At 43.4% G+C, this 24,153-nt stretch carries 23 protein-coding genes; 13 read left to right on the plus strand and 10 right to left on the minus strand.

The genetic code is table 11. The features are described from left to right. Positions 1-3: 3 nt before the first annotated feature. Both CZ367_RS07600 and ftcD read right to left on the minus strand, forming a co-directional pair. The gene (locus CZ367_RS07600; RefSeq protein ID WP_077196378.1) at positions 4-2,001 is read right to left on the minus strand and encodes a urocanate hydratase; all 1,998 of its coding nucleotides are present in this window, start codon (positions 1,999-2,001) and stop codon (positions 4-6) included. Positions 2,002-2,142: 141 nt separating this feature from the next. After that, complete coding sequence (gene ftcD, locus CZ367_RS07605) at positions 2,143-3,846, minus strand: glutamate formimidoyltransferase (RefSeq protein ID WP_077196379.1); 1,704 nt, start codon at positions 3,844-3,846, stop codon at positions 2,143-2,145. Between the two features lie 729 nt (positions 3,847-4,575). Here ftcD and tnpC point away from each other — a divergent pair. From tnpC to CZ367_RS07620, 3 genes are all read left to right on the plus strand, one after another. Then, positions 4,576-5,991, plus strand: a complete 1,416-nt coding sequence (tnpC, locus tag CZ367_RS14505; RefSeq protein WP_237581593.1) for an IS66 family transposase — start codon at positions 4,576-4,578, stop codon at positions 5,989-5,991. A 196-nt stretch (positions 5,992-6,187) separates the two neighbouring features. Further along, positions 6,188-7,570, plus strand: coding sequence for a hypothetical protein (locus tag CZ367_RS07615; RefSeq protein WP_077196381.1), 1,383 nt, complete (start codon positions 6,188-6,190; stop codon positions 7,568-7,570). Between the two features lie 205 nt (positions 7,571-7,775). Then, positions 7,776-8,096 carry a hypothetical protein gene (locus CZ367_RS07620; RefSeq protein ID WP_144005953.1) on the plus strand — a complete coding sequence of 107 codons (321 nt, stop codon included), beginning with the start codon at positions 7,776-7,778 and terminating at the stop codon, positions 8,094-8,096. 58 nt (positions 8,097-8,154) lie between these two features. Here the strand turns inward: CZ367_RS07620 and CZ367_RS07625 are convergent, their stop codons facing one another. From CZ367_RS07625 to CZ367_RS07640, 4 genes are read right to left on the minus strand one after another with little or no spacing between them, the layout of a single operon-like run. Further along, positions 8,155-8,817 (minus strand): tetratricopeptide repeat protein, encoded by a 663-nt coding sequence (locus CZ367_RS07625; RefSeq protein WP_077196383.1) that lies wholly within the window; start codon positions 8,815-8,817, stop codon positions 8,155-8,157. A 13-nt stretch (positions 8,818-8,830) separates the two neighbouring features. Continuing rightward, a complete protein-coding gene (gene def, locus CZ367_RS07630) occupies positions 8,831-9,391 on the minus strand; it encodes a peptide deformylase (RefSeq protein ID WP_144005954.1) in 561 nt (186 codons plus the stop codon). A gap of 43 nt (positions 9,392-9,434) precedes the next feature. Continuing rightward, positions 9,435-9,854, minus strand: coding sequence for a Holliday junction resolvase RuvX (ruvX, locus tag CZ367_RS07635; protein ID WP_077196385.1), 420 nt, complete (start codon positions 9,852-9,854; stop codon positions 9,435-9,437). Next, complete coding sequence (locus CZ367_RS07640; RefSeq protein ID WP_077196386.1) at positions 9,854-10,354, minus strand: SPOR domain-containing protein; 501 nt, start codon at positions 10,352-10,354, stop codon at positions 9,854-9,856. Before CZ367_RS07640 ends, ruvX begins: the two co-directional genes overlap by 1 nt. Before the next feature lie 232 nt (positions 10,355-10,586). On the opposite strand from CZ367_RS07640, the gene CZ367_RS07645 reads away from it, so the two are divergent. The 3 genes from CZ367_RS07645 to CZ367_RS07655 are packed head-to-tail and all read left to right on the plus strand — an operon-like array spanning position 10,587 to position 11,471. After that, positions 10,587-10,802: a YtxH domain-containing protein gene (locus tag CZ367_RS07645; protein ID WP_077196387.1), complete on the plus strand. Its 216-nt coding sequence runs from the start codon at positions 10,587-10,589 to the stop codon at positions 10,800-10,802. 11 nt (positions 10,803-10,813) lie between these two features. Then, on the plus strand, positions 10,814-11,167 hold the full coding sequence (locus CZ367_RS07650) for a phage holin family protein (RefSeq protein ID WP_077196388.1): 354 nt from the start codon (positions 10,814-10,816) through the stop codon (positions 11,165-11,167). Positions 11,168-11,171: 4 nt separating this feature from the next. Then, complete coding sequence (locus tag CZ367_RS07655; RefSeq protein ID WP_077196389.1) at positions 11,172-11,471, plus strand: hypothetical protein; 300 nt, start codon at positions 11,172-11,174, stop codon at positions 11,469-11,471. 805 nt (positions 11,472-12,276) lie between these two features. Here the strand turns inward: CZ367_RS07655 and CZ367_RS16240 are convergent. Continuing rightward, positions 12,277-12,597 carry a hypothetical protein gene (locus CZ367_RS16240; RefSeq protein ID WP_237581595.1) on the minus strand — a complete coding sequence of 107 codons (321 nt, stop codon included), beginning with the start codon at positions 12,595-12,597 and terminating at the stop codon, positions 12,277-12,279. A 275-nt stretch (positions 12,598-12,872) separates the two neighbouring features. Further along, entirely contained in the window at positions 12,873-13,088 is a 216-nt protein-coding gene (locus CZ367_RS07670; RefSeq protein ID WP_077196392.1) for a hypothetical protein, read from the minus strand. 287 nt (positions 13,089-13,375) lie between these two features. Between CZ367_RS07670 and CZ367_RS07675 the strand changes: the two genes are divergently transcribed. From CZ367_RS07675 to CZ367_RS07715, 7 genes are all read left to right on the plus strand, one after another. Further along, positions 13,376-14,611 (plus strand): IS4 family transposase, encoded by a 1,236-nt coding sequence (locus CZ367_RS07675; RefSeq protein WP_077196393.1) that lies wholly within the window; start codon positions 13,376-13,378, stop codon positions 14,609-14,611. A 209-nt stretch (positions 14,612-14,820) separates the two neighbouring features. Beyond that, positions 14,821-15,030: a hypothetical protein gene (locus CZ367_RS07680; RefSeq protein WP_084793495.1), complete on the plus strand. Its 210-nt coding sequence runs from the start codon at positions 14,821-14,823 to the stop codon at positions 15,028-15,030. A 308-nt stretch (positions 15,031-15,338) separates the two neighbouring features. Further along, positions 15,339-16,544 carry a fimbrillin family protein gene (locus tag CZ367_RS07690; protein ID WP_077196395.1) on the plus strand — a complete coding sequence of 402 codons (1,206 nt, stop codon included), beginning with the start codon at positions 15,339-15,341 and terminating at the stop codon, positions 16,542-16,544. Between the two features lie 830 nt (positions 16,545-17,374). Continuing rightward, positions 17,375-18,667 carry an O-acetylhomoserine aminocarboxypropyltransferase/cysteine synthase family protein gene (locus CZ367_RS07695; RefSeq protein ID WP_077196396.1) on the plus strand — a complete coding sequence of 431 codons (1,293 nt, stop codon included), beginning with the start codon at positions 17,375-17,377 and terminating at the stop codon, positions 18,665-18,667. Continuing rightward, positions 18,664-19,677 carry a homoserine O-acetyltransferase family protein gene (locus tag CZ367_RS07700; protein ID WP_077196397.1) on the plus strand — a complete coding sequence of 338 codons (1,014 nt, stop codon included), beginning with the start codon at positions 18,664-18,666 and terminating at the stop codon, positions 19,675-19,677. Before CZ367_RS07695 ends, CZ367_RS07700 begins: the two co-directional genes overlap by 4 nt. Positions 19,678-19,684: 7 nt before the next feature. Then, positions 19,685-20,872, plus strand: a complete 1,188-nt coding sequence (locus tag CZ367_RS07705) for a homoserine dehydrogenase (protein ID WP_077196398.1) — start codon at positions 19,685-19,687, stop codon at positions 20,870-20,872. 463 nt (positions 20,873-21,335) lie between these two features. After that, entirely contained in the window at positions 21,336-22,202 is an 867-nt protein-coding gene (locus CZ367_RS07715) for an IS110 family transposase (protein WP_237581598.1), read from the plus strand. Here CZ367_RS07715 and CZ367_RS07720 read toward each other — a convergent pair. Together CZ367_RS07720 and CZ367_RS07730 are read right to left on the minus strand one after the other, a co-directional pair. After that, entirely contained in the window at positions 22,181-22,426 is a 246-nt protein-coding gene (locus tag CZ367_RS07720) for a transposase (protein ID WP_077196400.1), read from the minus strand. The two genes, CZ367_RS07715 and CZ367_RS07720, sit on opposite strands and share 22 nt — an antisense overlap. Positions 22,427-22,798: 372 nt before the next feature. Continuing rightward, a complete protein-coding gene (locus CZ367_RS07730; protein WP_077196402.1) occupies positions 22,799-24,103 on the minus strand; it encodes an MFS transporter in 1,305 nt (434 codons plus the stop codon). Between the last annotated feature and the right edge of the window lie 50 nt (positions 24,104-24,153).

The raw sequence follows: 24,153 nt of genomic DNA on the forward strand, positions 1-24,153 counted from the left end.
TAATTACTTGTATGCTTCGTTGATAATGTTGTCATCAACAAGGTTTGGCAAGGTTACGCAAAGTCCTGGAGTACGTTCCATTTCACGCTTGATAGCGTCCATAGAACCTTCGTTGCGTGCCCAGCTACGGCGTGAGATACCATTGTTTACGTCCCAAAGGAGCATTTGGCGGATATGGCGTTCTGAGTCCTCGCTACCATCGATTACCATACCGAAACCACCGTTCATAACTTCTCCCCAGCCTACGCCGCCACCATTGTGGATAGACACCCAAGTTGCACCACGGAAAGAGTCACCAATAACGTTCTGAACTGCCATATCAGCACAGAATTGTGAACCATCGTAGATGTTACTTGTTTCACGGAATGGAGAGTCGGTACCTGATACGTCGTGGTGGTCACGACCAAGTACTACAGGACGGCTAATTTCGCCACGTTTGATAGCTTCGTTGAATGCCAAAGCAATCTTTGTACGACCTTCTGAATCTGCATAAAGGATACGAGCCTGTGAACCCACAACGAGCTTGTTCTTACCTGCTTCCTTAATCCAATGAATGTTGTCGTCCATCTGACCAACGATGTCAGGTGTAGAAACCTTGCGCAAGTCTTCAAGTACCTGTGCTGCAATGCGGTCTGTTGCTTCCAAATCCTTAGGATCGCCAGATGTACATACCCAACGGAAAGGACCGAAACCATAGTCGAAGAACATAGGACCCATAATGTCCTGAACGTATGAAGGATAACGGAACTTACCGTTTTCGCCCATAATATCAGCACCTGCACGGCTTGATTCCAAAAGGAATGCGTTACCATAGTCGAAGAAGTACATACCGTTGGCTGTGAGCTTGTTGATAGCTGCAACCTGACGACGTAAAGAAGCTTGTACCTTTTCCTTGAACAGTTCAGGCTCTTCTGCCATCATACGATTGCTTTCTTCCAATGACAAACCTACTGGGTAGTAACCACCAGCCCAAGGGTTGTGAAGTGAAGTTTGGTCAGAACCGAGGTCAACACGGATATTCTCTTCAGCCAAACGTTCCCAAAGGTCTACAACGTTGCCTACGTATGCCATAGAAACAACACGCTTTTCTTCTACTGCCTTGCGGATAGCAGGTATCAATTCGTCAAGGTTTTCGTGCAATTCGTCCACCCAACCTTGTTCGTGACGCTTGCGAGCTGCCAATGGATTGATTTCGGCAGTTACACTTACTACACCTGCAATGTTACCTGCCTTAGGCTGTGCGCCCGACATACCACCAAGACCTGCTGTAACGAAGAGCTTCATATTGTTGCCACCTACCTTACGAGCTGCGTTCAATACGGTAATAGTAGTTCCGTGAACGATGCCTTGAGGACCGATATACATATAAGAGCCAGCTGTCATCTGACCGTACTGGCTTACACCCAATGCGTTGAAACGTTCCCAATCGTCAGGTTTAGAATAGTTAGGGATAACCATACCATTGGTAACAACCACACGTGGTGCGTTCTTATGTGATGGGAAAAGACCAAGAGGATGACCAGAGTACATTACGAGTGTTTGTTCGTCAGTCATCTCGCTCAAGTACTTCATCACCAAACGATACTGTGCCCAGTTTTGGAACACTGCGCCATTACCACCGTATGTTATCAATTCGTGAGGATGCTGAGCAACCGCCTTATCGAGGTTGTTCTGAATCATCATCATAATAGCAGCAGCCTGCTGTGAGTTGTGTGGATACTCGTCAATTGGGCGTGCGTACATCTCGTATGTAGGGCGGAAGCGATACATATAGATGCGTCCGTATGTTTCAAGCTCATTAGCAAATTCAGGTGCTAATGTAGCGTGGAATTTCTTTGGAAAATAACGCAATGCGTTGCGGAGAGCCAACTTCTTTTCCTCTGCTGTAAGTATTTCCTTACGCTTAGGTGCGTGGTTGATGTTGGTGTCGTAAGCCTGAAGTTCAGGCAAAGTGTCAGGAATACCAGCACGAATGTCTGCAATAAACTGTTCTTTAGTCATTTCTTTTTATTGTTTTTATGGTAATCAAAAAAGTCTGATGGAGTTAGAGGAGCATTAAGTTTCACCTATTTATATATGTGTCCTTAATCACCTTACCACTGTATGCTTCAACTCCTCTAACTTCTCTGACTTCCTTTTTATTTATAATTTTGCTTCTACAATCTTCATTATCTCTGCTTCAGCCTCATTCGCCATCTTGATAAGCTCGTTAGCTTCTGCAACGAGCTTATCAGCAGTTTCACGGTCTTTTAGTCCTGAAGCGTTAATCTTAACGTTCAAGCCTGCACCCAATACTGCCGCACGAGCTGCCAATACGCCAACGCCTGCATCAGAAACACTATTAGGATTGCCCTCTTCAGCCATAGCCTTGCAAAGTTCGAATACCTTAGCTGAAGCCTGCATTGTGTGCAAAGGCACTTCGGTGGCAAACAAGGTTGCAGCCTGAATAGCAGCAGAGCGAGCTGCCTTTTCTTCGTCTGTACCCTTTGGCAAACCGAATGCTTCCATAATGCGGTTGAAAGCCTCTGTGTCTTCGTCAACGAGTACCATCAATTCTGCTTGAAGCTTTTGTCCCTTGTCTGCCCAGTTGCTAAACTCTTCCCAACGAGCGTCCCAACCTGCCTTGTGGCTTGAAAGGTTGGCAACCATTGTACCGAGTGCAGCACCTAACGCACCCATATAAGCTGAGATAGTACCACCACCAGGAGCTGGAGATTCGCGTGATGTTTCTTCTGCAAAGCCCTTTACTGTAAGGTCAATGAGCTTAGCACTCTTATCTTCGTCTTCCAAGAGATATTCGATAACCTTTTCACGTGGATTGAATTCCTTCAAATCGTCCAAGCCCATTGACTTGATAGCAATTTGCAAAATGTCAGCTTCAGGAATACCAGTAGAACGATTTTGCTTTTTCAGGAAGTACTTACCTGCATCTACCAATGTACGCTTAGGTATCAAACCTACGATTTCAGTACCTGTAACACGGATACCACGATTTTGTGCGCAACGGCATACTTCGTCAAATGCAACGTGCAATGGAGTTACATTGATGTCGGTAATGTTCATTGAAACCTGTGCAATGCCATATTCATCGATGTACCAACCGATAGCCTTTGTGCTTTTCAATGTGCCAGGAATATAGATGTTCTTGCCATTTTCGTCCTTCATAATCTTGCCTACTGGTGAACCGCCTTCACGTTGTGGGCGACCCTTTTCGCGTACGTCGAATGCAATAGCATTAGCACGGCGAGTAGAAGTAGTATTCAAGTTGAAGTTGGTAGCAATCAAGAAATCGCGAGCACCTACTGCTGTACAACCTGTGCGAGCTACACCTTCGTCCCACGCACGAGCACCAAAGTCAGGAGCTTCAGCTTCAACAGTCATTCTTTCTTGCAATCCTTCGTATTCACCCTTACGGCAAATAGCGAGGTTCTTACGTTCAGGAGTTCTTGCAGCTGCTTCGTAGCAGTAGCAAGGTACTTGTAATTCAGTAGCAATGCGCTCTGCCAACTTGCGTGCCAATTCTGCACACTCTTCAAGTGTGATGCCTGCCACAGGGATTAATGGGCAAACGTCAGTAGCACCCATACGTGGGTGAGCACCGTGGTGCTGGCGCATATCAATAAGTTGAGCAGCTTTCTTTACACAGCGGAAAGCAGCTTCAACAACAACATCTGGAGTGCCAACAAATGTGATAACAGTGCGGTTTGTAGCTTCACCCGGGTCAACGTCTAAGAGCTTAATGCCTTTTACAGCTTCAATCTCGTCAGTAACTTGCTTAATAATCTCCTTGTTACGTCCCTCACTAATGTTAGGAACACACTCAACGATTTGTTTTTCTTGTACCATTTTATATTATATGTTTCTAAATTTAAGCTTTAGTTTATTTTGGTGTAAAAGTAGTCAATCGGCACAACATATCAAAATATTTCATATTAAACTATTTAAATAAGGTGTCGAATTTCAGAATTTCTTACTTTTTCTCAGTTTATAGATACACTTCCCATAGTATATTTTTCAACTCTTGTATAGTTTAGTTCTTCTTTACCACTTTTTCCTTACACTCGTTTAGTTTATAGTGTCAAAACAATTGTGTTCAACAAATTGCACTGCAAAGGTACAACATATAAAAAGCGAAGCCAAAAAAAATGATAATTTTCTTTTGATAAATATCAATTTCAGCTTATCACTAACAATAGTTTGATTTTACTAAGAAATAGAATAAAATAGAGAAAAACTGATTTTTTAAAATAATTAGTAACTACTCAGTACCCCTATGGTAAATCCATCAGAGAGTAATCCGAAGTGTTAAAACTAACCGCTCCAAATAGTAAACGAACGGCTGCCCGAGAGGATGGGAAATACCTTTTGATGGTAGCAAAAGTACGCTTATTCGCCTATGTATCAGTGTCTTGTATCTATTTTCGGAGACTCAACATAGTCCCCTACACGCCTTGGGGTAGGCTTTGTTAAAAGTCGCCATATTACATTTAACAGTCTGTATCTCAACTGTTTAAGTTTTCTAATACTCTTGCAGGAAATGAATTTACGTAGTATATTTGCAGCGTGAATGAGCAAGTGACAGACAAGGCAGATGTACTCCAGACGATAGAAAACAGATTTGCTTCGTTGGAGAAGAAGGTATCCGACCAGGATACCGAAATAAGCCGTCTCAACCGTCTCGTAAACCAGAAGGATAAAACCATACGGGATCTGAGGCAACGCCTGTCAAAGTATGAGGAACCACCAAAGGACAGTAGCAACAGTAGTATTCCGCCCACCCAAGACTCAATAGGAAACCAGATTGTTCGTCACACTAAGTCGCTCAGGAAGAAGAGCGACAGGAAGACAGGCGGTCAGCCCGGGCATGAGGGGCATTTCCTTGAGACCAATGAAGATCCAGATTTTATTGTCCACCACCATCCTGATGATGTGTGCGAGTGTTGTGGCGAGTCACTCGCTGATGTGGAGGCCGAGGTGATTGGCAAGTCGCAGGTTGTCGACATTCCCTCCATACAACCCACCACTACGGAGCACGTGCTGCTCGGCAAACGCTGCAAATGCGGGCACACGAACAAGTGCAGAGCCTCAAAGAAGTATACCAGCCGCATTTCATACGGCCCTAATCTAAACGCCATAATTGCTTACTTCGGACATTCCCAGTACATCCCCTTTGCAAGGCTGTGCGAGATGTTGCGCGATGTATTCCATCTTCATATCAGCCAGGGAACGGTGCAGAACATACTGACCCGGATGGGAAAGAAATCGGAGAATGCCTATAGGGAAATACGCGACCGTATCGAAGAGGCCGAAGTCGCTGGCGCCGACGAGACTGGGCTGTACGTCGGTGGGGAGCACCATTGGGCATGGGTCTTCCAGAACGACAATCTCACCTATCTCTTCCAGGACAAATCCCGCGGCAAGGCCGCAACGAGGAAGCATTTCCCCAACGACCTTCCTGATGTCACGCTCGTGACGGACAGGCACAGTACCTATTTCAGGCTGAACGTCAAAGGACATCAGGTATGCATTGCGCATCTATTGAGGAACATACAATATCTCACAGACCTGGATAAGAACCAGACATGGTCAACGAGACTTACGGAGTTGTTGCAGGATGCGATTCACCTAAGGAAAAGCAAGACGATGGAGAAAGTCAAAAAGGCTGCAGCCGGTTTCTACGAAAGGCTCGACAGACTGCTTGAAGAAAGCACCAATCACTTACACAAGGACTTCAACGCCTTGAAAAAAGGACTCTACAAATGCCATGACTACATCTTCACCTTCCTCACCGATAAGCGAGTTCCATATGACAACAATGCCAGTGAGAGAGGCGTGAGGAACATAAAAGTCAAGCAGAAAGTAAGTGGTTGCTTCAGAACAGACGCTGGTGCTAACATCTACATGAAACTGCATTCGGTGACTGACACCGCCAAGAAAAACGGCAATTCCAAATTTGACGTACTGCTCGCCCTTGCTAATTTGCAAGGGTAAAGGCAGCATACCTATTTCTATAGGGGTACTGAGTAGTTACAATAATTATTTTGTGCTCTTAAAAAATGTTTTGTATATTTGCAGTGACTGAAGAAGATATGACAAAAAGAGCTAATTATTAGAGAGATAAATCGCATAAGCTCTACGATAAAAATAACATAAGATTGACTAATATACATATTAAAACCCTACGATTATGAAGAAAACATTTATCTTATCTGCACTCCTATTGTCTGGAATTTGGGCAAATGGACATTGTGCTACTATTAGCAATGGCATGAATAGCCAAAGCGAAATGAAGCAAACTTATAGTGAAACACGTATTGGATTGAGCAATCTGAGTTGTGATGCTAAGGGAACATCTGGTGGTAAACTTAACTTTAAGCTCGATATCAGTGTAGACCGCACTGCTTATAATAGTAAAGCATGGTTGGAGTTTGATATAGATGGTAAACCAATCGACTATGATGAAATTTCATTGAGCAACTATTATTACAATCATGGTTATTCATTCTCACTTGCTTTGCCTGCAACTTTGACAGATGGAACCAAGACGCTTAAGGTAAAAGTGTATTCTATTGATGGTTACGAACCCTATTCTGAAGTAGCGTGTTCAGCTCAGTTTACCGTTGGCAACAGCGGTGGTGGCGGTGGTGAAGACCCTGTAAAACCTGTTGACCCAGACAACGAACCTGATGTAGACAGTCATGGTAATAAGACTTTTAAGAAGCGTCAGTACCACTTGTTAGAACTCTTTACTGCAACTTGGTGTCGTAATTGTCCTGCTGCTGCAAGCAAGATTGCTGCTGCAGAGGCGCGGTATGGCGATTTGGCTGTAGCTGCTTTCCACGGCGACGATCAGTTGGTATTCACCTATACTAACTATATGAAGTCTGTTTTTGGTCTTGATGGTTATCCAAGCATTAACTACAACCGTGATTATAAAGATTTTAAAAACAGCAGAATTCCTTATTCCTACTATGATGACAATAGCAATGGACAAGTGTTGCACAACAACATTGTAAAGTCGGCTATGCCTTCAGTAGTGTCAATTGCAATTGCGCCAAAGTATGATTCGTATTACAAAACGCTTTCAATGGACGTTAATATGAGCTGTTCAAGTTTCATAGACGAATATCTTAACAATCCTGCACTCTATGTGCTCCTCGTTGAAGACATTGGTCGCTACAAGTGGACAGTACGTGCTATGTTGAGCCCAGACAATAGCAATGCTGCTTTCTATGGCAACCCTATCAAGTTTAATAAAAGAAAGGCTAAGTTGAGTTTTAAAACACAATTGGCTTCAGATTGGAAGGCTGATAATATGCGTATCATAGCTTTCGTTGGTGAGCGCATTACAAGCAATAAATTGACTTCTGCGCCACGTGTAACCAACTGTGAAATGGTAGACTTGACAGGTCCTGGTACACCTACTGCTATTCAGAATGTTAATGCAAGCGGCTCATTGCAAGAGATAGCACGTTACAACCTTAAAGGCGAACGCCTAAGTATTCCTGTTAAGGGTATCAATATCGTGAAGTATGCTGACGGAAGCATACGTAAAGAAATTGTGAAGTAAAGAATTGTAAAAGGCAAATAGTAAATATTAGGTTTAACATTAGATGATGAGATTGCAATACCAACTGTCTTGACGAGGCATACAAGACAGTGTGTTGCAATCTTTTTTTGTGCTTGTATTAGGATAAGTTATTAGGACGAAAAGTTTGGAGAGAGGGTATATGGTGAGCTAAGAATTGGGCGAAAGAAGGATAAAAAACAAAATTGTGGATTATTTGAACAGTTTTTCAACCTTAAACCCAAATCGCTCGTCGGACCAGTCGGACTTGTCTGACACGTCTGACTGGTCCGACTGGTCCGACGAGCGATTTGGGTTTAAGCCAATAGATTATCCTCATTATGTGAGCAACACAGAGATGGTAGACCTTCTCCAAACCCCTACGGGCATAACCTCTGTGGGTGAGAAGATTGCGCCAAAGGAGATGGAACGTTATGATTTGCAAGGCGAACGACTAAACGTTCCTACACGGGGTATCAATATTGTGCGTTATTCGGATGGAACTATACGTAAAGAAATAGTGAAGTAGGGGAGCATTTGCTTGATAATAAATTTATGTTTAGTTGATATATAAAAAGGTGAAGCCGTTAGTACAGCTTCACCTTTATTTGTTTATTCTCCGCTTTGGGTTTACCTTCTTTGTCCATTCGTTGCATCAACCACGCCCCTTTGTTGAGCAAACTCAACTTCATTATGTTGCTTTTGGCTGCGGTAGATTGGTTTGTCTTGGGCTTTCTACCAGCCTTTACTTCCTCTTCGAGTGTCTTTGCTTGTTCAAACATTGGCCACCGCTTGCGAATATATGCCAATTGGGTGGCTGCCTCTTTACGGTTGTCGGTCATATATAGACAGTAAGCACGATTAAACCAATACTCTTGGTTGTCGGGATTGATGTCTAATGCCTTTGTATATGCCTCTATTGCGTTCGGAAACTTCTCTTCACGAATACAAGTCATACCATATAGCTCGAAAATATCAGCTATATAAGGTTGCAAAGCTAAAGCCTTCACACACGCATCGTCAGCCCCTTTGTAGTCTTCAAGGTGATATTTGGCAAGTGCCATCAGATACCACGCCTCGTAAAGTTTAGGTTTGAGCGACACTATGCGGTGGAATATCTGCATCGACGCTACGTATGCACCTGCGTCCAACGAATTTCTACCTTCCTCCATCAATCGTTTGATGTTGTATTGAGCAAAGGAAGGCAATGTGAGGGATAAGAGTAGGACAATCGTAAGGTGACGCAACATGATGCAATGGACTTTACTTTGTGGCAGGTTTCACCTTGTAGCGACAGTTGAAACGCCCTGTACTAAGTTGCTTCATCTTCTTTGCAATCATCTGTCTGCGGAAAGGAGAGATGCGGTCGGTGAATACTTTACCTTCAATATGGTCGAACTCGTGTTGGATAACGCGTGCCAAATAACCATCAATCCATTCGTCGTGTGCCTCTAAGTTTTCGTCCACATATTGCACGTGAATACGCTTTGGGCGTGTCACCTTTTCATGAATACCTGGCAAAGACAAGCAACCCTCTTCTAAAGTTTCTGTTTCGCTATCGTCCACTTCAATTATGTGACCGTTAATAAAGGCGTGACGGAAGTCTTTGTACTCTGGAAAGCTGTCAGAGATGACGTCTAAGTCGATGACAACCAAACGTATGGCTTTACCGATTTGAGGTGCTGCAAGTCCAATGCCATCACTGGCAGTGCAAGTTTCGAACATATCTTGTATCAGCTCTTGTAGATTAGGGTAGTCCAATGGAATATCTTCAGCTACTTTGCGCAACACAGGTTGTCCAAGTGTATAAATTGGTAATATCATTTCTTTTGTTTTTTGCTTTATAAAATCAAGGAAGTATAATGCTTTAAAGACCTTTTGAACGCATATAGTCCTGTAGAATAATCGTTGCAGATACTTCGTCTACCAATCCCTTGTCCTCTCTACGTGTCTTTTTCTTCACGCCACCAGCCATAATAGCTTGATGTGCCAAAGCCGAAGTAAAGCGTTCGTCGTAATACTCGATGGGTATAGCAGGCATAGCCTTGCGCCATCTGTTTACAAATTGCTCCACTCGTACAAGGTTTTCGCTTGGTAGTCCGTTGAGCTGTGTGGGCTTTCCGATTACGATACGTTCCACTCCTTCACGCTGAACATAGTCTTTTAGGAAATCGAAGAGGTCAGATGTGGCAACAGTCACCAATCCATTGGCAATAATTTGCAATGGATCGGTGACTGCTAAACCTGTTCTTTTCTTTCCGTAGTCTACTGAAAGTATTCTGCCCATTACTTAGAAAGCAACCAAGCGTCAGCATATTGAGCACGCAATTGGTTGCGGCTCTGTACAGCAGAAGCCTTGCTATCGAAAGTAGAAGCTACTACGCGATACATATTGTTGCCAGAGTTGTAAGCTATCTGTGCATTGTATCCAGCACCTTTCAAACGTTGTTGCAAACCTTCAGCATTAGCCTTAACGCTGAACGAGCCTACTACAACGCTGAACATCTTAAGACCTGCACCATTTACTACTGATACGTTTTCACGACGAACAGTCTCGTTTTCGTAGTTATCAACAACAGGAGTTTCTACTACGGGTTGAGTCTCTACTGGTGCAACTGTTGGTGTTTCAGTTACTTCAGCTGGAGTTTCTTCCTGCTGTGCATAGCCTGAACGTTCTTGCGACTTAGCCTTTTCGTAAGCTTTCTTATATGCACTTTCGCTCGATTTGCAACCTGTAAACGACAAAGCCACACAAGCTACTGCGCCTAACATCATCAATTTCTTCATAATCCTTTACTCGTTATTTGTTGATATTATATTTTTTATAATTCGTATTTCAATTCTGCGAAGTTACAAATTAAGCTGCAAACATTCGAAAAATGTCAATCTAAAGTTTGTTAAATAAGGTATTTCCAAATCTTTTAACATAAAATAAATTCCATTTGAACCATAATCAAGAATTTATAGTTATATTTGCGTATTGAACAAATTTAAGTATAACAATTTAAAACAATAGGTTATGAAGACATTAGGTTATATCGGCGCATTCCTCGGTGGCGCAATTGCAGGTGCAGCATTAGGACTTTTGATGGCTCCTGAAAAAGGTTCAGAAACACGTACAAAGATTTCTGACGCAGTAGACGACTTCTGCAGCAAGCACGACATTAAGCTCAGCCGTAAAGAAGCTGAAGAGTTTGTTGACGATATTAAGGACGCTGCATCAGACATTCTCTAAACTTTTAGAAGATGTTCTCAAACGACAACAACGTAGAGACCATAGGGCAACTCGTTGAAAGGTTGAAACGTTACATCGGGCTTCAGGCAGAATACGTGAAGCTCGATGTGATTGAGAAAGTTGTGCGTCTACTTACAGTGCTTATTTTAGCTACTGTGTTCGTAGGAACGCTTACTTTAGCCCTCATCTACTTTTCGTTTGCAGCTGCCTTTGCACTACAACAGCTTGTAGGGTCATTGGTCTTAGGCTTCCTTATTGTTGGTAGTTTCTATTTATTCATTCTTGTTTTGCTCGTATTACTTCGCCACAGACTTATCGAACGTCTGTTGGTAAAGTTCTTAGCAAGTTTTTTAATGTCAAAGTAAGCCTATGTTTAACGATTCAAATGCTAACGAACCAATATACAGAACTTTAAGCGACATTCGTCTGCGTAAAGCTCAGTTGCTTACAGAAATTACGAAAGAGAGCAATTCGATGAATGTTTTGTGGAGCAGCTTGTTCCAAAAGCCAAACAATTCAGCTACACCTTCTAAGCGTTTTTCGGGGGTTATGGCTACAGGAGTAGGTGTTGTCGATGCTGTAATCCTTGGTTGGAAATTGTATCGCAAGTTCTCTGGAAAGCCAAAACAAAAAGGAATGTTTAGTTTCTTTGGAAAGAAACGGAAATAAATAGTGTAAAAATGAAATAGAAAGATAGTCTTAGCAGACTATAAGGAGATAAGAAAGCGGAAGACAAGTAACATTGATTTCCGCTTTTTTGTTAATCTTTTATCCCAAATCGGTCGTTAGAATGAGAATGTATTTTGCGATTATTTTGAGCTTTATTTTGCATATATCAAGGGAGCATAGCGGGCTATGTGAGTGCAGATATAGGTAAAATAAAGCCAAAATAATCCAAAAGACATTCTCATAAGTTTCAAAAATAATTATTGCTGTCCGGTAAAACTTTTTGGTGGCTATCTGTGTTAGTAAAAATAGACTTAAACTTATTATTTCTTAGAATTATCGGTTATTATAGGTCTTTTCTTGTTAAAATAAGTGCATTTTATAATGCTTACAGTTTGAAACTGAAAACCAAGCCCCTGGATGAGTAAAACGGCTGCAATACCGATGGATAAAGAGATACAGAGCTTTCAGTTTATTTTTACCGGACAGCAATAAAATGCGAACAATTCTCCCAATAGATTGTCTAAGATAGAGTCGTTTAGAATCTTATCTTCTGACAATTGTATACGAGTTGGAGTTATCCAACGTCTAAAAAACACGACACTTACCTCTTTTGTGAGGTTTACGCCATTGCAGAATATACATCCGTCCTTATAGACTATGGTGTTGCTACCAAATAAAAGGCTCTCACCTGTAAGTATTATGTAGTTAGCCTTGAAACATTCTAGCCAATCAATCACTTCTATATGTGATTGATCCCCTGCTTCCGTAGTTAGTATTAAAATCATATATAGATAGAACAATAGCACTAATACACAAATAGGCTGTCCGGAAGCACTGGTAGACCTAAGTCTTGTCTGAGACTGTCAGACAGTGCCTGATCTCTCTTTTGAGGATAGGGCTGTTGTAGCCACTTTCGAAACCCCGAAAAGTATAATGTGCGTTTCTCTTTCATCACATAATACTTATCAAGCAAGGTGGCTACAAATTCGGCAGGTAGTCTACCTGCTTCCACCTCTCGCTTCAATAGGTTATAAGTGTGTGGCTCTATCAACCTTTGAGGATTATGTAGTAAAACTGCGGGCAGAGCTTCCAATAGGTATCTGAAAGAGTCGTTGTACTTTCCCAAATTGTTGATATACCCATAACGCTCGATGACCCAAATAGCTTTTGAGAAGCAGAGGCTATCCGTGTGAAGATTAAAAGCCCGACTGTTTGCGAAGTAAAGACTGGAGTTGTCTCTAATACCTTGATCTAGTGCTCTAATCTCAGCTAGTATTATCGCAATACTATCCAATCGTGTGATCTCTGAGTCAAGCTTTCTCTGAGGATTTGAATTGGTCGCAACAGGAGCACACGCTGTCAGGAGACAAGCGATGACAGTAAATGTAAATTTAATATGCTTCATATAGCCTGTGATAAATCTTTAGGTTGATCAAGCAGAGGCTTGGGGTTAATAGGAACCTGTACAACGATAGGCTCAACCTTGCCTATTTGATCCTCGCTTAAGTACTCATTTTCTGTCACGGTAGGGACATCCGACACACCTACTTCAATCATAATAGTGATAGAAGTTCCTCCCATCATCTGTAACAGCTTCGACTGTTTTAATTCTTTCATAAGCCTTTTTTGTCACGTTGAATTACTATCTTCACCCGCAAAGGTAGACAATTATTTTGGCATATCCAAATAATCTCCATGCTTTTCCGCACCCGTACATTCCACCGCAATAGAAATCACAAAAATGAAACCACCAAATCTTGGGCGAATTTTCTTTTTCATCACTTCCTTTCCTTATTATTGCTGTCCGGTAAAACTTTATTAAACAAAATAATTTAGGGCTGACACTTCTCACGAGGTGTCAGCCCTTTTGGTTATCTTTGTTTTTACTAAAATAAAACATAACCATGAGCAAAGATAGTCATTTTACCGGACAGCCGGTCTATAGTCAAGTATTAAAGTTACTTGACAAGGAGAAAATTCTTAAAATAAGCCATGAAACCAAAGGAAGCGAGTCTTATGTGAAGCGTTTTGACGGTTACCAACATCTCGTCGTAATGTTGTTCGGCATACTCAAACACTTTGATTCTCTGCGCGAAGTTGAGATAGGCATGAAGGCGGAGGCTCACAAGCTTGGACACCTCGGAATGAACTATCTGGTTCGTCGCAGTACGCTTGCAGAAGCCAATATACGCCGCCCGCAGGAATTCTTTGCAAGTGTTTATGCATATCTACTGGAGAAGTATGCGAAGTTTTTAGCGGACAGCCGCCCTGCCAAGAGTTATAAGGGGCAGACGCACGAACCTAAAGACTGGGAGAAGCTGCTTTACATGATGGATTCCGCCACAATAACGCTCTTTGATAACATACTTAAAGGGGGTGGTCGGCATCCGAAATCAGGCAAGAAGAAAGGTGGCATGAAAGTGCATACGGTTATGAAATATCATGTGGGCGTGCCGATGGTGGTGCAACTCACATCCACCGCTAAACACGACCATTACCTGCTAAAAGAGGTGCATCTGCCAAAAGATTCCACTTTGGCAATGGATCGTGGTTATGTCGACATAGCACAATTCCAACGTCTTACAGAAGAAGGCGTTTGCTACGTGACCAAAATGAAGAAAAACCTTAAGTATGATGTACTTGAGTCCGTTATGTATGTCAATACAGAGGGGCTTGTGGCACATATTGACCAAAAAGTACGTTTTACAAGAGGGGAACTCATCCATGAGGCACGAAGGGTGGAGATATTTTATGCGAACAAGAAACCAGTTGTGCTATTGACCAACAACTTTGACTTTACGGTTGAGGATATTGCTGAAATTTACCGCTTAAGATGGGCTATCGAATCATTATACAAGCAACTTAAACAGAACTTCCCACTTCATTTCTTCTATGGAGATAGCGTAAACGCCATACAAATACAGACATGGGTTGTTCTGATAGCCAATCTGCTGATAACGGTTCTGTCGAGAAGTAGCAATAGGCATTGTGCGTTCTCGCAAGTTGTTACCATGGTACGGCTTATGCTTATGTACTACGTCGATTTTATCGCATTTATGGAAAATCCCGAAAAAACTTGGAATGATTTCCTTGCAAAGGAGATGCAAAAAGCGCCACCAGAACCTTCGCTTTTCGATTAGGGGGGGGGCTTACTTTTGGAAAAAAGAAGTCCGAAGCCTAATTTTAATGGGGCTTCGGACAGGGTTATTATGCTCGTTTAAGTTTTACCGGACAGCAATAATTCAAAATTTATTGTAACGTTATGAGCAAAACAGAAACCGGTGTCTCAGTGGTAAGAGGACAATTCTTAAATACTTTATTCGTAATAACCATTGATTATTAAATAAATATGAAGAAAAAGAAATTGCAATTAAAACGATTGTATGAGAAACCAGAATGTGGAATGTTGGCTTTATGGGCATCTGTGAGCATCTTGGCGGGAAGCGGTCCTGACTCTAATGTCGGTCTCGATGTGGACCCATGGGATGTGCAGGAACCCGAAACCCCTGGCGGAACATCGGAAGAACAAGACGACTTGCCAGATTGGTTGAAACCTTGAGCCGGAACAGGTACGAAGAACGGATAAATAAACATTAAGGAGAAAACAGCAATGAAAATATTTCTGAACAGACAAAAGCTGATGATGCTTGCTGCGACAGGCGTCTTGATGCTGACGACATCTTGCTCGCAAGATATAGAAAACCTGGACACTGACGGCATGTCGGGTGAGAATACAAGCAGTGAGGTGAGGCTGCAATTTGCCACTAGTCCGGTCACACGTGAAACCATGTATGACAAGACAGATGTCATGCCGAATGACTCGAAGTTCAGCGTTTACGGTTATTCGTGTAAGGGGGCTTCGAACAGATGAGCAACACACCTAACTTCATCGCCAACGGTGAGGCTGCAAAAGACGGCACCGTTACGGTGAACGGAGTGGCTCAGCACTATAAGAAGACAGAGCCTTATGTACAGTTGGTAGGCGTGTATCCGTATTTGCAAGGAAACAACAGCCTTGAGAAAACGGGTATTGATAAATACACGTTAACCTACGACCTCGGCGCTGCCGATGACGCAACGCTGCACAAGGATCTCATGATTGGAAAGACAAACGTGGTAGTCAACGAGCAAGAGCAACAACCGGCAGCCACCATCAAGTTGCACCATGCCCTCACGGGCATCAACTTCGCCATTGGCGACAAATGTCCCACCGGCTACAAGATTGTGGGCATCGAAATGCAGGGATTGGCTGCCAAAGGTACTTGCGATGTAACCTTCAGCGGAAATATACCCACTTTCAACTGGACACCTTCTGAAACAAAGGAGTCCATTCGTCTCAAATTCCCAGAGCCTATCATCACGACCCAGATAAATAGGACTATCATCACAGGAAAGGATACCAATGGGCAGCGCGACAACCTCACTATCTTCATGGTGCCGCAGCAACTTGGTTCGGATGCAAAGGCTATTATATGGTTGAAGAAGGATGACGAAACATTTAAAAGAACAAAACCTGTAAATGATACAGACTTTAGATCAGCCGTCAAGAAACTGGACATCAATCTCAATGCTGCCAAAGCGTGGAAGCCTGGACAGGCAGTTGTTTACAACATCGACGAAGAACTCAAAGATGCTGATTTACGGTATAGGTTTAGCCTAAACTCATCAACCAATGAAGCCCAACCTGGCGAAGATGGTCTTTCTACGGCCAAATTTAATTTAAATAGTTATAGATATACATATAATGGTCAGTTGTCCAAATTTAGAATCGATATTTATGCTGCTTTGCAGACCTTTCAAATCGTCAAATACGCATACGAGGATGAAGCAGGTCCGCATGAAGTCGTCTCGGATATGTTGCCGGATTGGATTAGGCTGACAGTAACTTCAGTAATTCCCAGACTGAGAGGGACTGGAAAACCAACTTTCAAAATGGAATTAAAGGTAGATCATACCAATCCAAATTATCCAGAGGGCATCAAAAAACTATTCATAACCTTCAAGCAGGATGGAAACGAAATGCCTGAGTGTACGGTAGAAATCACCAACTTGCAGCCCAAGGCAAGCAAATAAGCCTCGGTTTGGTTGCATGACTCGAAATAATCTGAAGGAAAAGAGCATGTAAAAAGAACAGAATCCAGAAAGTTAGACAAAATACTTTCGGGATTCTGTTCTTTTGTTTGTCCTCCTTGTGATTACTTTAATTCATAATGGAAGAAAATAACCATATTATGAAGAAAAACATTATTCCAAACCAGTCGTTGGAAAAAGCTTCTTGGCATTTTCTACTGACCGATTTTGGTTTAAGATGCCTCAGGTCGTAGGTTCGAGATGAGCATAACGTTTCTTTTTTTTATGTCTTGTGTCTCTAAGGAATAGGTTGCAAAGACAGTGTTTTTCGTCGTAATGGAAATTTGGAGCTTTTTCAGCCTACCAAATGTCCATTACGCCGATTTTTACGCATTTTATCGGGGATAATTTCTCTCAACGCTACAAATTTCTGCAAAAACTGTTGTTTTTTCTTGTTATTCTAAAAAATATCCGTACCTTTGCCTCCGTTAAGCAATAAGAATATTGAGAAAATTTAGTAAAAATATCGTTTTTTGTTCAACATTCATGATGCGAATGTGCCGGTAGGCACTTGTAGATTCTACAGGTGACTGCGTGTCGCCTTGTGCATAAAAGAATGCACTAAAATCCTCCCATATCATTTATTTTTTTTCATTCAATTTTTTCTTCGATTTGGCTCTGACAAGCTTCTTATTTGGAGTATTTCCCCATAGGTAAGTCTGTCCCATGCTATTTTCCATAGCGCGTACCGACACCATAGGTCATTTTAGAAGAAATCCAAACAATAAACTATATGCGACGCAGTCATGCGCCACATCCAATAACGAACCATTATGACAAATAATACAAACAAACTTCATTTTGCCACAAGACAAATCCATGGTGGCTATCACATTGATGAAACTTGCGCAAGGGGTATCGCCATCCACCCTACTGCAGCTTTCCATTTCAAGTCGTGCGACACCGCTGCCAACCTTTTCAGCCTGAGTGAGGCAGGGAACATCTATACCCGATTGAACAATCCCACGAATACCGATTTTGAAAATCGCGTAGCATCCCTTTATGGAGGGGTGGGGGCATTGGCTGTGTCGTCGGGGATGGCTGCCATTACGGTGATTGTCACATCCTTGGCAAGTAGGGGCGACAACATCGTGGCTTCGCCCTATCTTTATGGCGGAACATACAACTCGTTTAGAATCACATTGCGAAACCTCGGCATTGAGTGCAGAATAGCCGAAGACGACAGTAACGAATCAATAGAGAAATTGATCGACCGGAATACCAAGTTGATTTATCTTGAGAGCATGGGAAACCCAACGTGCGATGTTGTGGATATAGAGGGAATCAGTAAGATTGCCAAGCATTATGACTTACCACTTGTCGTTGACAATACCTTTGGCGGATGCGGATATTTGTGCAACCCGTTTGATTGGGGAGCGAATATCGTATTGGAATCGGCAACCAAATGGATAAACGGTCATGGCACGGCCATTGGTGGAGTGATAGTAGATGGTGGAAACTACAACTGGGGCAACGGCAAGTACCCACAGATAGACGGTCCGTCGGAAGGTTACCACGGATTAAACCTTTGGGAAGCTTTTGGCCCTTCGGCATTTATTGTCAAGGCGAGGGTAGATGGTTTGCGCGACTTGGGATGTAGTCCCTCCCCCTTCGACACGTATCTTCATCTCATTGGTTTGGAAACTCTCTCGCTCCGCATTGAGCATCAGGTGGCCGCTACGCGCCGTTTGGCGGAATACTGTCGCACAAGTCCGTTTGTAAAGAAGGTGAGTTATGTGGGATTTGAAAATCACCGAAGCTATGCCAATGCCCGTAAATATTTCAAGCATGGGGCTTCAGGAGTGCTCAATATTGAGCTGAAAGGCGATGTGGAGAGTACGGTGAGGTTTGTTGAGGCTCTACAGCTTTGCGCCAACATGGTGATGATAGGCGATTCCATCACCGTGGTTACCCACCCGGCATCCACCACCCATAAGCAGTTGAGCGATGCCGACTTGAAAGCGGCAGGAGTTACTCCTACCTTGCTGAGAATTTCGCTCGGACTAGAAGATGTGGAGGACATTATAAGCGATTTTGAGCAGGCGTTTAAAAAGACAGAGAAATGAAAGAATATCATTACGAACATCCTTTTGAGCTGGAAAGCGGAGCTTCGCTGCCCGGTCTGACAATTGCCTACGACACCTATGGCACGCTGAATGCCAATGCTGACAATGTGGTGTGGGTGTGCCATGCTCTCACTGCCAATTCAGATGTGGCGGACTGGTGGCCACACACGGTGGAGAGGGGGCGCTTCCTCGATCCGGAGAAGTATTTCATCGTCTGTGCCAACTTCCTCGGATCGCATTACGGGACTACGGGACCGCTCCACATTAACCCACAGACAGGGAGCCCTTGGTACAACGATTTTCCACCATTCACCATTCGCGACATGGTTCAGGCACACCGCTTGTTGGCGCACCACCTCGGCATCAGCCAAGTGGAACTGCTTGTCGGTAGCAGCATCGGGGGATTTCAGTGTATCGAGTGGTGCGTCATTGACCCCACCTTTGCACGCCATACCGCCCTCATCGCCACCGCCGAGTGCGTGTCACCGTGGGTGTCGGCCTTCAATGAGTCGCAGCGTATGGCTATCAAGGCAGACAAGACGTTTGGAATGCCCTCGCCCACAGCAGGTGCAGAAGGATTGGCAGTGGCAAGAAGTATTGCCATGCTCAGCTATAGAGGTGAGGCTGCCTACAACCTCACCCAGACCGACAGCTTTTTCGCCGGCGAGCTTTTCCGCCGACGCGTACATTCTTACCAACAACACCAGGGAGAAAAGTTGAAAAACCGGTTCAATGCCTATTCATATTTCAGAATAACGCAGGCAATGGAATCACATCACGTGGGACGAGGTCGTGGTGGAATAGAGAAGGCTCTGGCGACCATTCTGGCAAAATGCCTCGTCGTGGCTATATCGTCCGACATTCTTTTCCCGCCAGAAAGCCATTCGGTGATGGTGGAAAATATTCCTAACGTTGAGTATAAGGTGATTGACTCTTCCTTCGGACACGATGGCTTCTTGGTGGAGAGTGACAAGTTAGACCGCATTATCCAATCTTTTCTTAATAAATAGAACAATTATGAAACAGAAAAAAATCAATATCGGACTTTTTGGCTTTGGTACAGTGGGCAAAGGACTTTACGATGTGCTGCAGCGCATCCGGCCGCAGAATGTGAAAATCGTCAGCGTTTGCGTGGAGGACATCACCAAAAAGCGCGATGCCGACATTCCGTTCACCAACCGTGCCGACGATATTTTTAACAATAAGGACATCAATTTCATCGTGGAGCTCATCAACGATGCTGAAGCTGCTTACAAAATTGTCAAGCGTGCGCTTGTTGCAGGCATACCGGTGGTAAGTGGCAACAAACGGATGCTGGCATACCACATCATGGAGCTGATAAAGCTGCAAGAGCAGTACAACACACCTTTATTGTACGATGCATCGGCTTGCGGTAGTATTCCCGTCATCAGAAACTTAGAGGAATACTATGACAACGACCTACTCATCTCCATCAAGGGAATTCTTAACGGCTCATCCAACTTCATCCTATCCAAGATTTTCAACGAGGGGATGAACTACGACGACTCTCTGCGGCTGGCACAGGAACTGGGCTTTGCCGAAAGCAATCCCACCTTTGATATTGAGGGATGGGACTCGCTTTTCAAACTCATCATTATCACCATTCATGCATTCGGAGTGTATGTTCCACCGAAGGATGTGCTGAACGTGGGTATCGGTCACATGAACAGCTACGACATCCGGTTTGCTAACGAGAAAGGCAGGAGAATCAAATTGGTGGGGAGTGCGGAGAAAATGGACGACAAGCTCGTACTCTCAGTAATGCCGCAGCTGATCTCCCGACAGAAATACATTTACAGTGTAGAGGATGAATTTAACGGTGTGGTGATAAAAGGCCTGTTCTATTACAAGCAGTTCATGTTCGGACAAGGGGCCGGAGGGCATCCAACGGGATCAGCTGTACTGAGCGACATCACCGCCCAATTGTATGATTACAAGTACGAATATAAAAAGTTGAACAGCCCCCATCACCCGTACTATACCACCGACATAACTTTTCGCATTTATTTCCGTTTTACCAACGAAGAAGACCAGTCGCTGTTGGATTTCGAGAGCATCGGCGAGCGTTATCTCTCTGCGAATTATAAATATGTGGTGGGAGACATATCACTCGCCCAACTCATAGAAAAAGTAGATGTGTTAAGAGAAAAAGATGTGTTCATCGCTGCTTACCCCCACGACTGATACGGTTTGGAATTATCCAACCCGCCACTTGCGGGCGGTCTCACTTCTCTAAACACTGGAAGTAAGGTTTCGGGAGGCGAAAGTTCACCTTTAGCCATGCAAAAGGTCAGCTTTTGTATGGTCAAGACTCACCTTTTGAAAAGCGACCCATAAAACAGATAATTCATTATTGCTGTCCGCTAAAACTTTTTTTGAACATAAAATTAGAGCCGGATTCCTCGCATGGAATTCAGCCCTTTTGTTACCTTTGTTCATGGTTATATTTTTCCAAAACAAATTTACATAAAAATCGCGATATATAAGCCAGTGGAAATAAAAAACGGGAAATAAATTCCCGAATCGCCTTCCCATTTGACGGAAAAGTGTCAAGGCCAGCATAAATTCTTTGTCCTAAATGCGTGCTCTAAGTCACAATATGTATTATCTTTGAGCAAAAAAATTAATAATCCTCAAATGTAGGCTTATGAGAATCGTATGTGGCCTTGACGTGCACAAAGATAGCATTTATCTTTGTATTTTAAGCAGCACGGGCGAAATTATTGAGAAAGTTTTTGGTGTGTTGACCCTCGAACTGTACGAAATGCGTGATTTGTTGCTCAAATATCACGTACAGGAAGTCGGGATGGAAAGCACGAGTGTTTATTGGATTCCCGTATGGCGCGTGCTTGAGCCGCACTTCCGCCTGAAGCTCATCAACCCTTATTTCATCAAGCAGCTTCCCGGACACAAGAGTGATGTCAAGGATGCCCAATGGATAGCGGAGTGTATGCTCAAGGAACTGGTCCGTGGAAGTTTCGTCCCGCCGGAGCGCATCCAGCAGTTGCGGCAGTACGACCGTCGAATCTACGACCTTGATGACGAGATTGTGCGTAAGCTCAGCAAACTTGACGCTGCGGTGCAGCGCTGCAACATACGGCTCAGCAACTACGTCTCGAGTACGGACAGCAAGAGTTACAAGAACGTGATCGGCAAAATATGCGAGGGGGAAACAGATCCCGAGACGCTCGTCAGAGAAGTCCACGGGCGGATTATCAAACACCATGGCATTGAGGTCATCATAGCCTCGCTCACAGGATGCATCACGGCATGCGACATTGACATCATGCGCCAGCTCAAGGCCGAGATAGACATGGCAGAGCAGCACAAGCAGGAATGTATGGACAGGATGCAGGAAATCTGCGAGAACGAATACGCCGAAGCCCTTCACAATCTTCACCCAAGTTTAACACCTATCATCGTAGAATCTTGCTATTATTATACTTTTTCAGTTTTGGCTATGGACTCTGTGTCCTACAAATTTTTATGGGTCTATAACGTTTCATGTGGGTAATCGAGTTTTAATCCACCTGTTACGAAGTAGACCATATACTTAAAGTTTTCTGTATTGACAAATCCTCTTGCCCTCTTTTTAGCGAGTTGTATTTGTGAGTTAAGTCCCTCAAGGATTCCATTATTGACCTCCCTCATTGCAAAGAGATTCTTTATGCCGAACATGTGCGATCTGACCATCGCCACAAAGTCTGTCATGGGCTTGATGGCAGATTCCTCTACCATCTTGNGTCGCCAACCTTGATGCGGGGAACACTGGCATGAAGGTAGCAAAGATGCTCGAAGAAATTTAAGTGGCGCCAAGTCTTGTCTATGGTGTCATAGGCTGTAGCCTCTGCCTCACCGACTTTGAAACGATGACCACGAGGGAAACTTAGCCATATATGAAGCTCCTTGGCGGAATGCTCGCCATCAATAAACTCAATCTTGGATACTGTCCAAGGTTCTGACAGGCCTAATGCCATTGTAAATATCTCGGTACTATTCATTTTGCAAAGGTAACATTTTGACGAGAAATATTCGATACCTACCCACACGATTCGTTATAGAGCCATAATCTATGATGCTCCGTAGTGGTGTTTCTCCTATTCGTTGGGCTTAATTTATCTGCCCCATTGTCTTCCCTGTTTTCTTGTCAATGTGAATGATTGCTGTTACAACGAAGGGCAGAATGTTTGCAACAGATACAATTACGAAGAAATGGCGATAGCCTACATACTCTTGTAAGATGCCAGTAAACCATCCCGAAGCCATAAGCGAGAAGGCTGTAACGGCTGTAACGAGCGACAAACGAAAGGTGGAATACTTGCCAATGGAGAGATGGAAAAGCAAATAAATGTATGCCATAACACCAAAACCGAAACAGAATTGCTCTACAAATACTACCACGTTAATGACAGAAAGGGTAGAAACAAAATTGTAACTGAGGTAGATATAAAGCATTTTTGGAAAGGTTATGGCACACACCATCCACCAAATACAACGTTTTAACCCCCACTTATGTATCGCTTTGATGCCTAAAATGCAACCCCAAATCACAGCAAACGCACCCACAGAACCTTGCGCTAAAGCCAATTCTTGCGGCGAAAGGCTCAAGCCACCATTGCTTTCGGGGTCAATAAGAAACAAGGGGGCAATGCGAAAGAACATTCCTTCAGGTATCAAGAATAAGAGTAGAAAAAAGAGAATGGAAAGCGAATACGGCAATTGCATAAAGCTATTTTTCGTTTCGTTCCACCATCGCCGAGTTAAGCCCGAACCTACACGCATCGAAGGTTTATCGGTAGGTCTTGGAAGCATTATTAAATGGTAGACAAAGAGAACAAAAAAGGCAAGAGCAAGCAAGTTGAAAGTTGTTATCCACGATGTTGTAACCCTGCGATTGAGTACTTCCAAATTGCCTGCAACCATTATTGGAATACCTAACCCAAAAACAATGGAGAGAAACATAAAAACAATGTTGCTCCCAGCATAAACAGTATGCTGGCGAGGCACTACCAACTTGTAAAAACGAGATATAGCCACATCGTGGATAACAGCTGCCGAAGCGGTGAAAAACAAGAGCAACATAGACAACAGAAACCAACTCGAGCTTGTCAACGATTTGGCTATCCCCATCATACATAGCCCTAAAGCAAGTTCCATTGTAAGCACCCAGAATCGTTTGGTGCTAAAACTTGACACAAAGCGTCCAAGCACAGGACGCAAAATGAAAGGTATGAAGAACGAAGAAGTACTCAACGTAATAGCTCCGTTGCTTTCGCCCATACGATTGTAGAACACTAACGACACAAGAAACACTATCACGTAAGGCAATCCGCCCGTGAAATGCAACGATGGAAGCCACCACCCATACCGCTTGGGTAATGGTTCTTTGCTTGAATATAAGGTTTCTTGTTCCATATATTTTGCTCTCTTGGTTTCTGCCAGTAGCTCTTTTACCTTACTGATTG

The sequence above is a fragment of the Prevotella ihumii genome (assembly GCF_900155655.1).
GTDB classification, from domain to species: Bacteria; Bacteroidota; Bacteroidia; order Bacteroidales; family Bacteroidaceae; genus Prevotella; species Prevotella ihumii.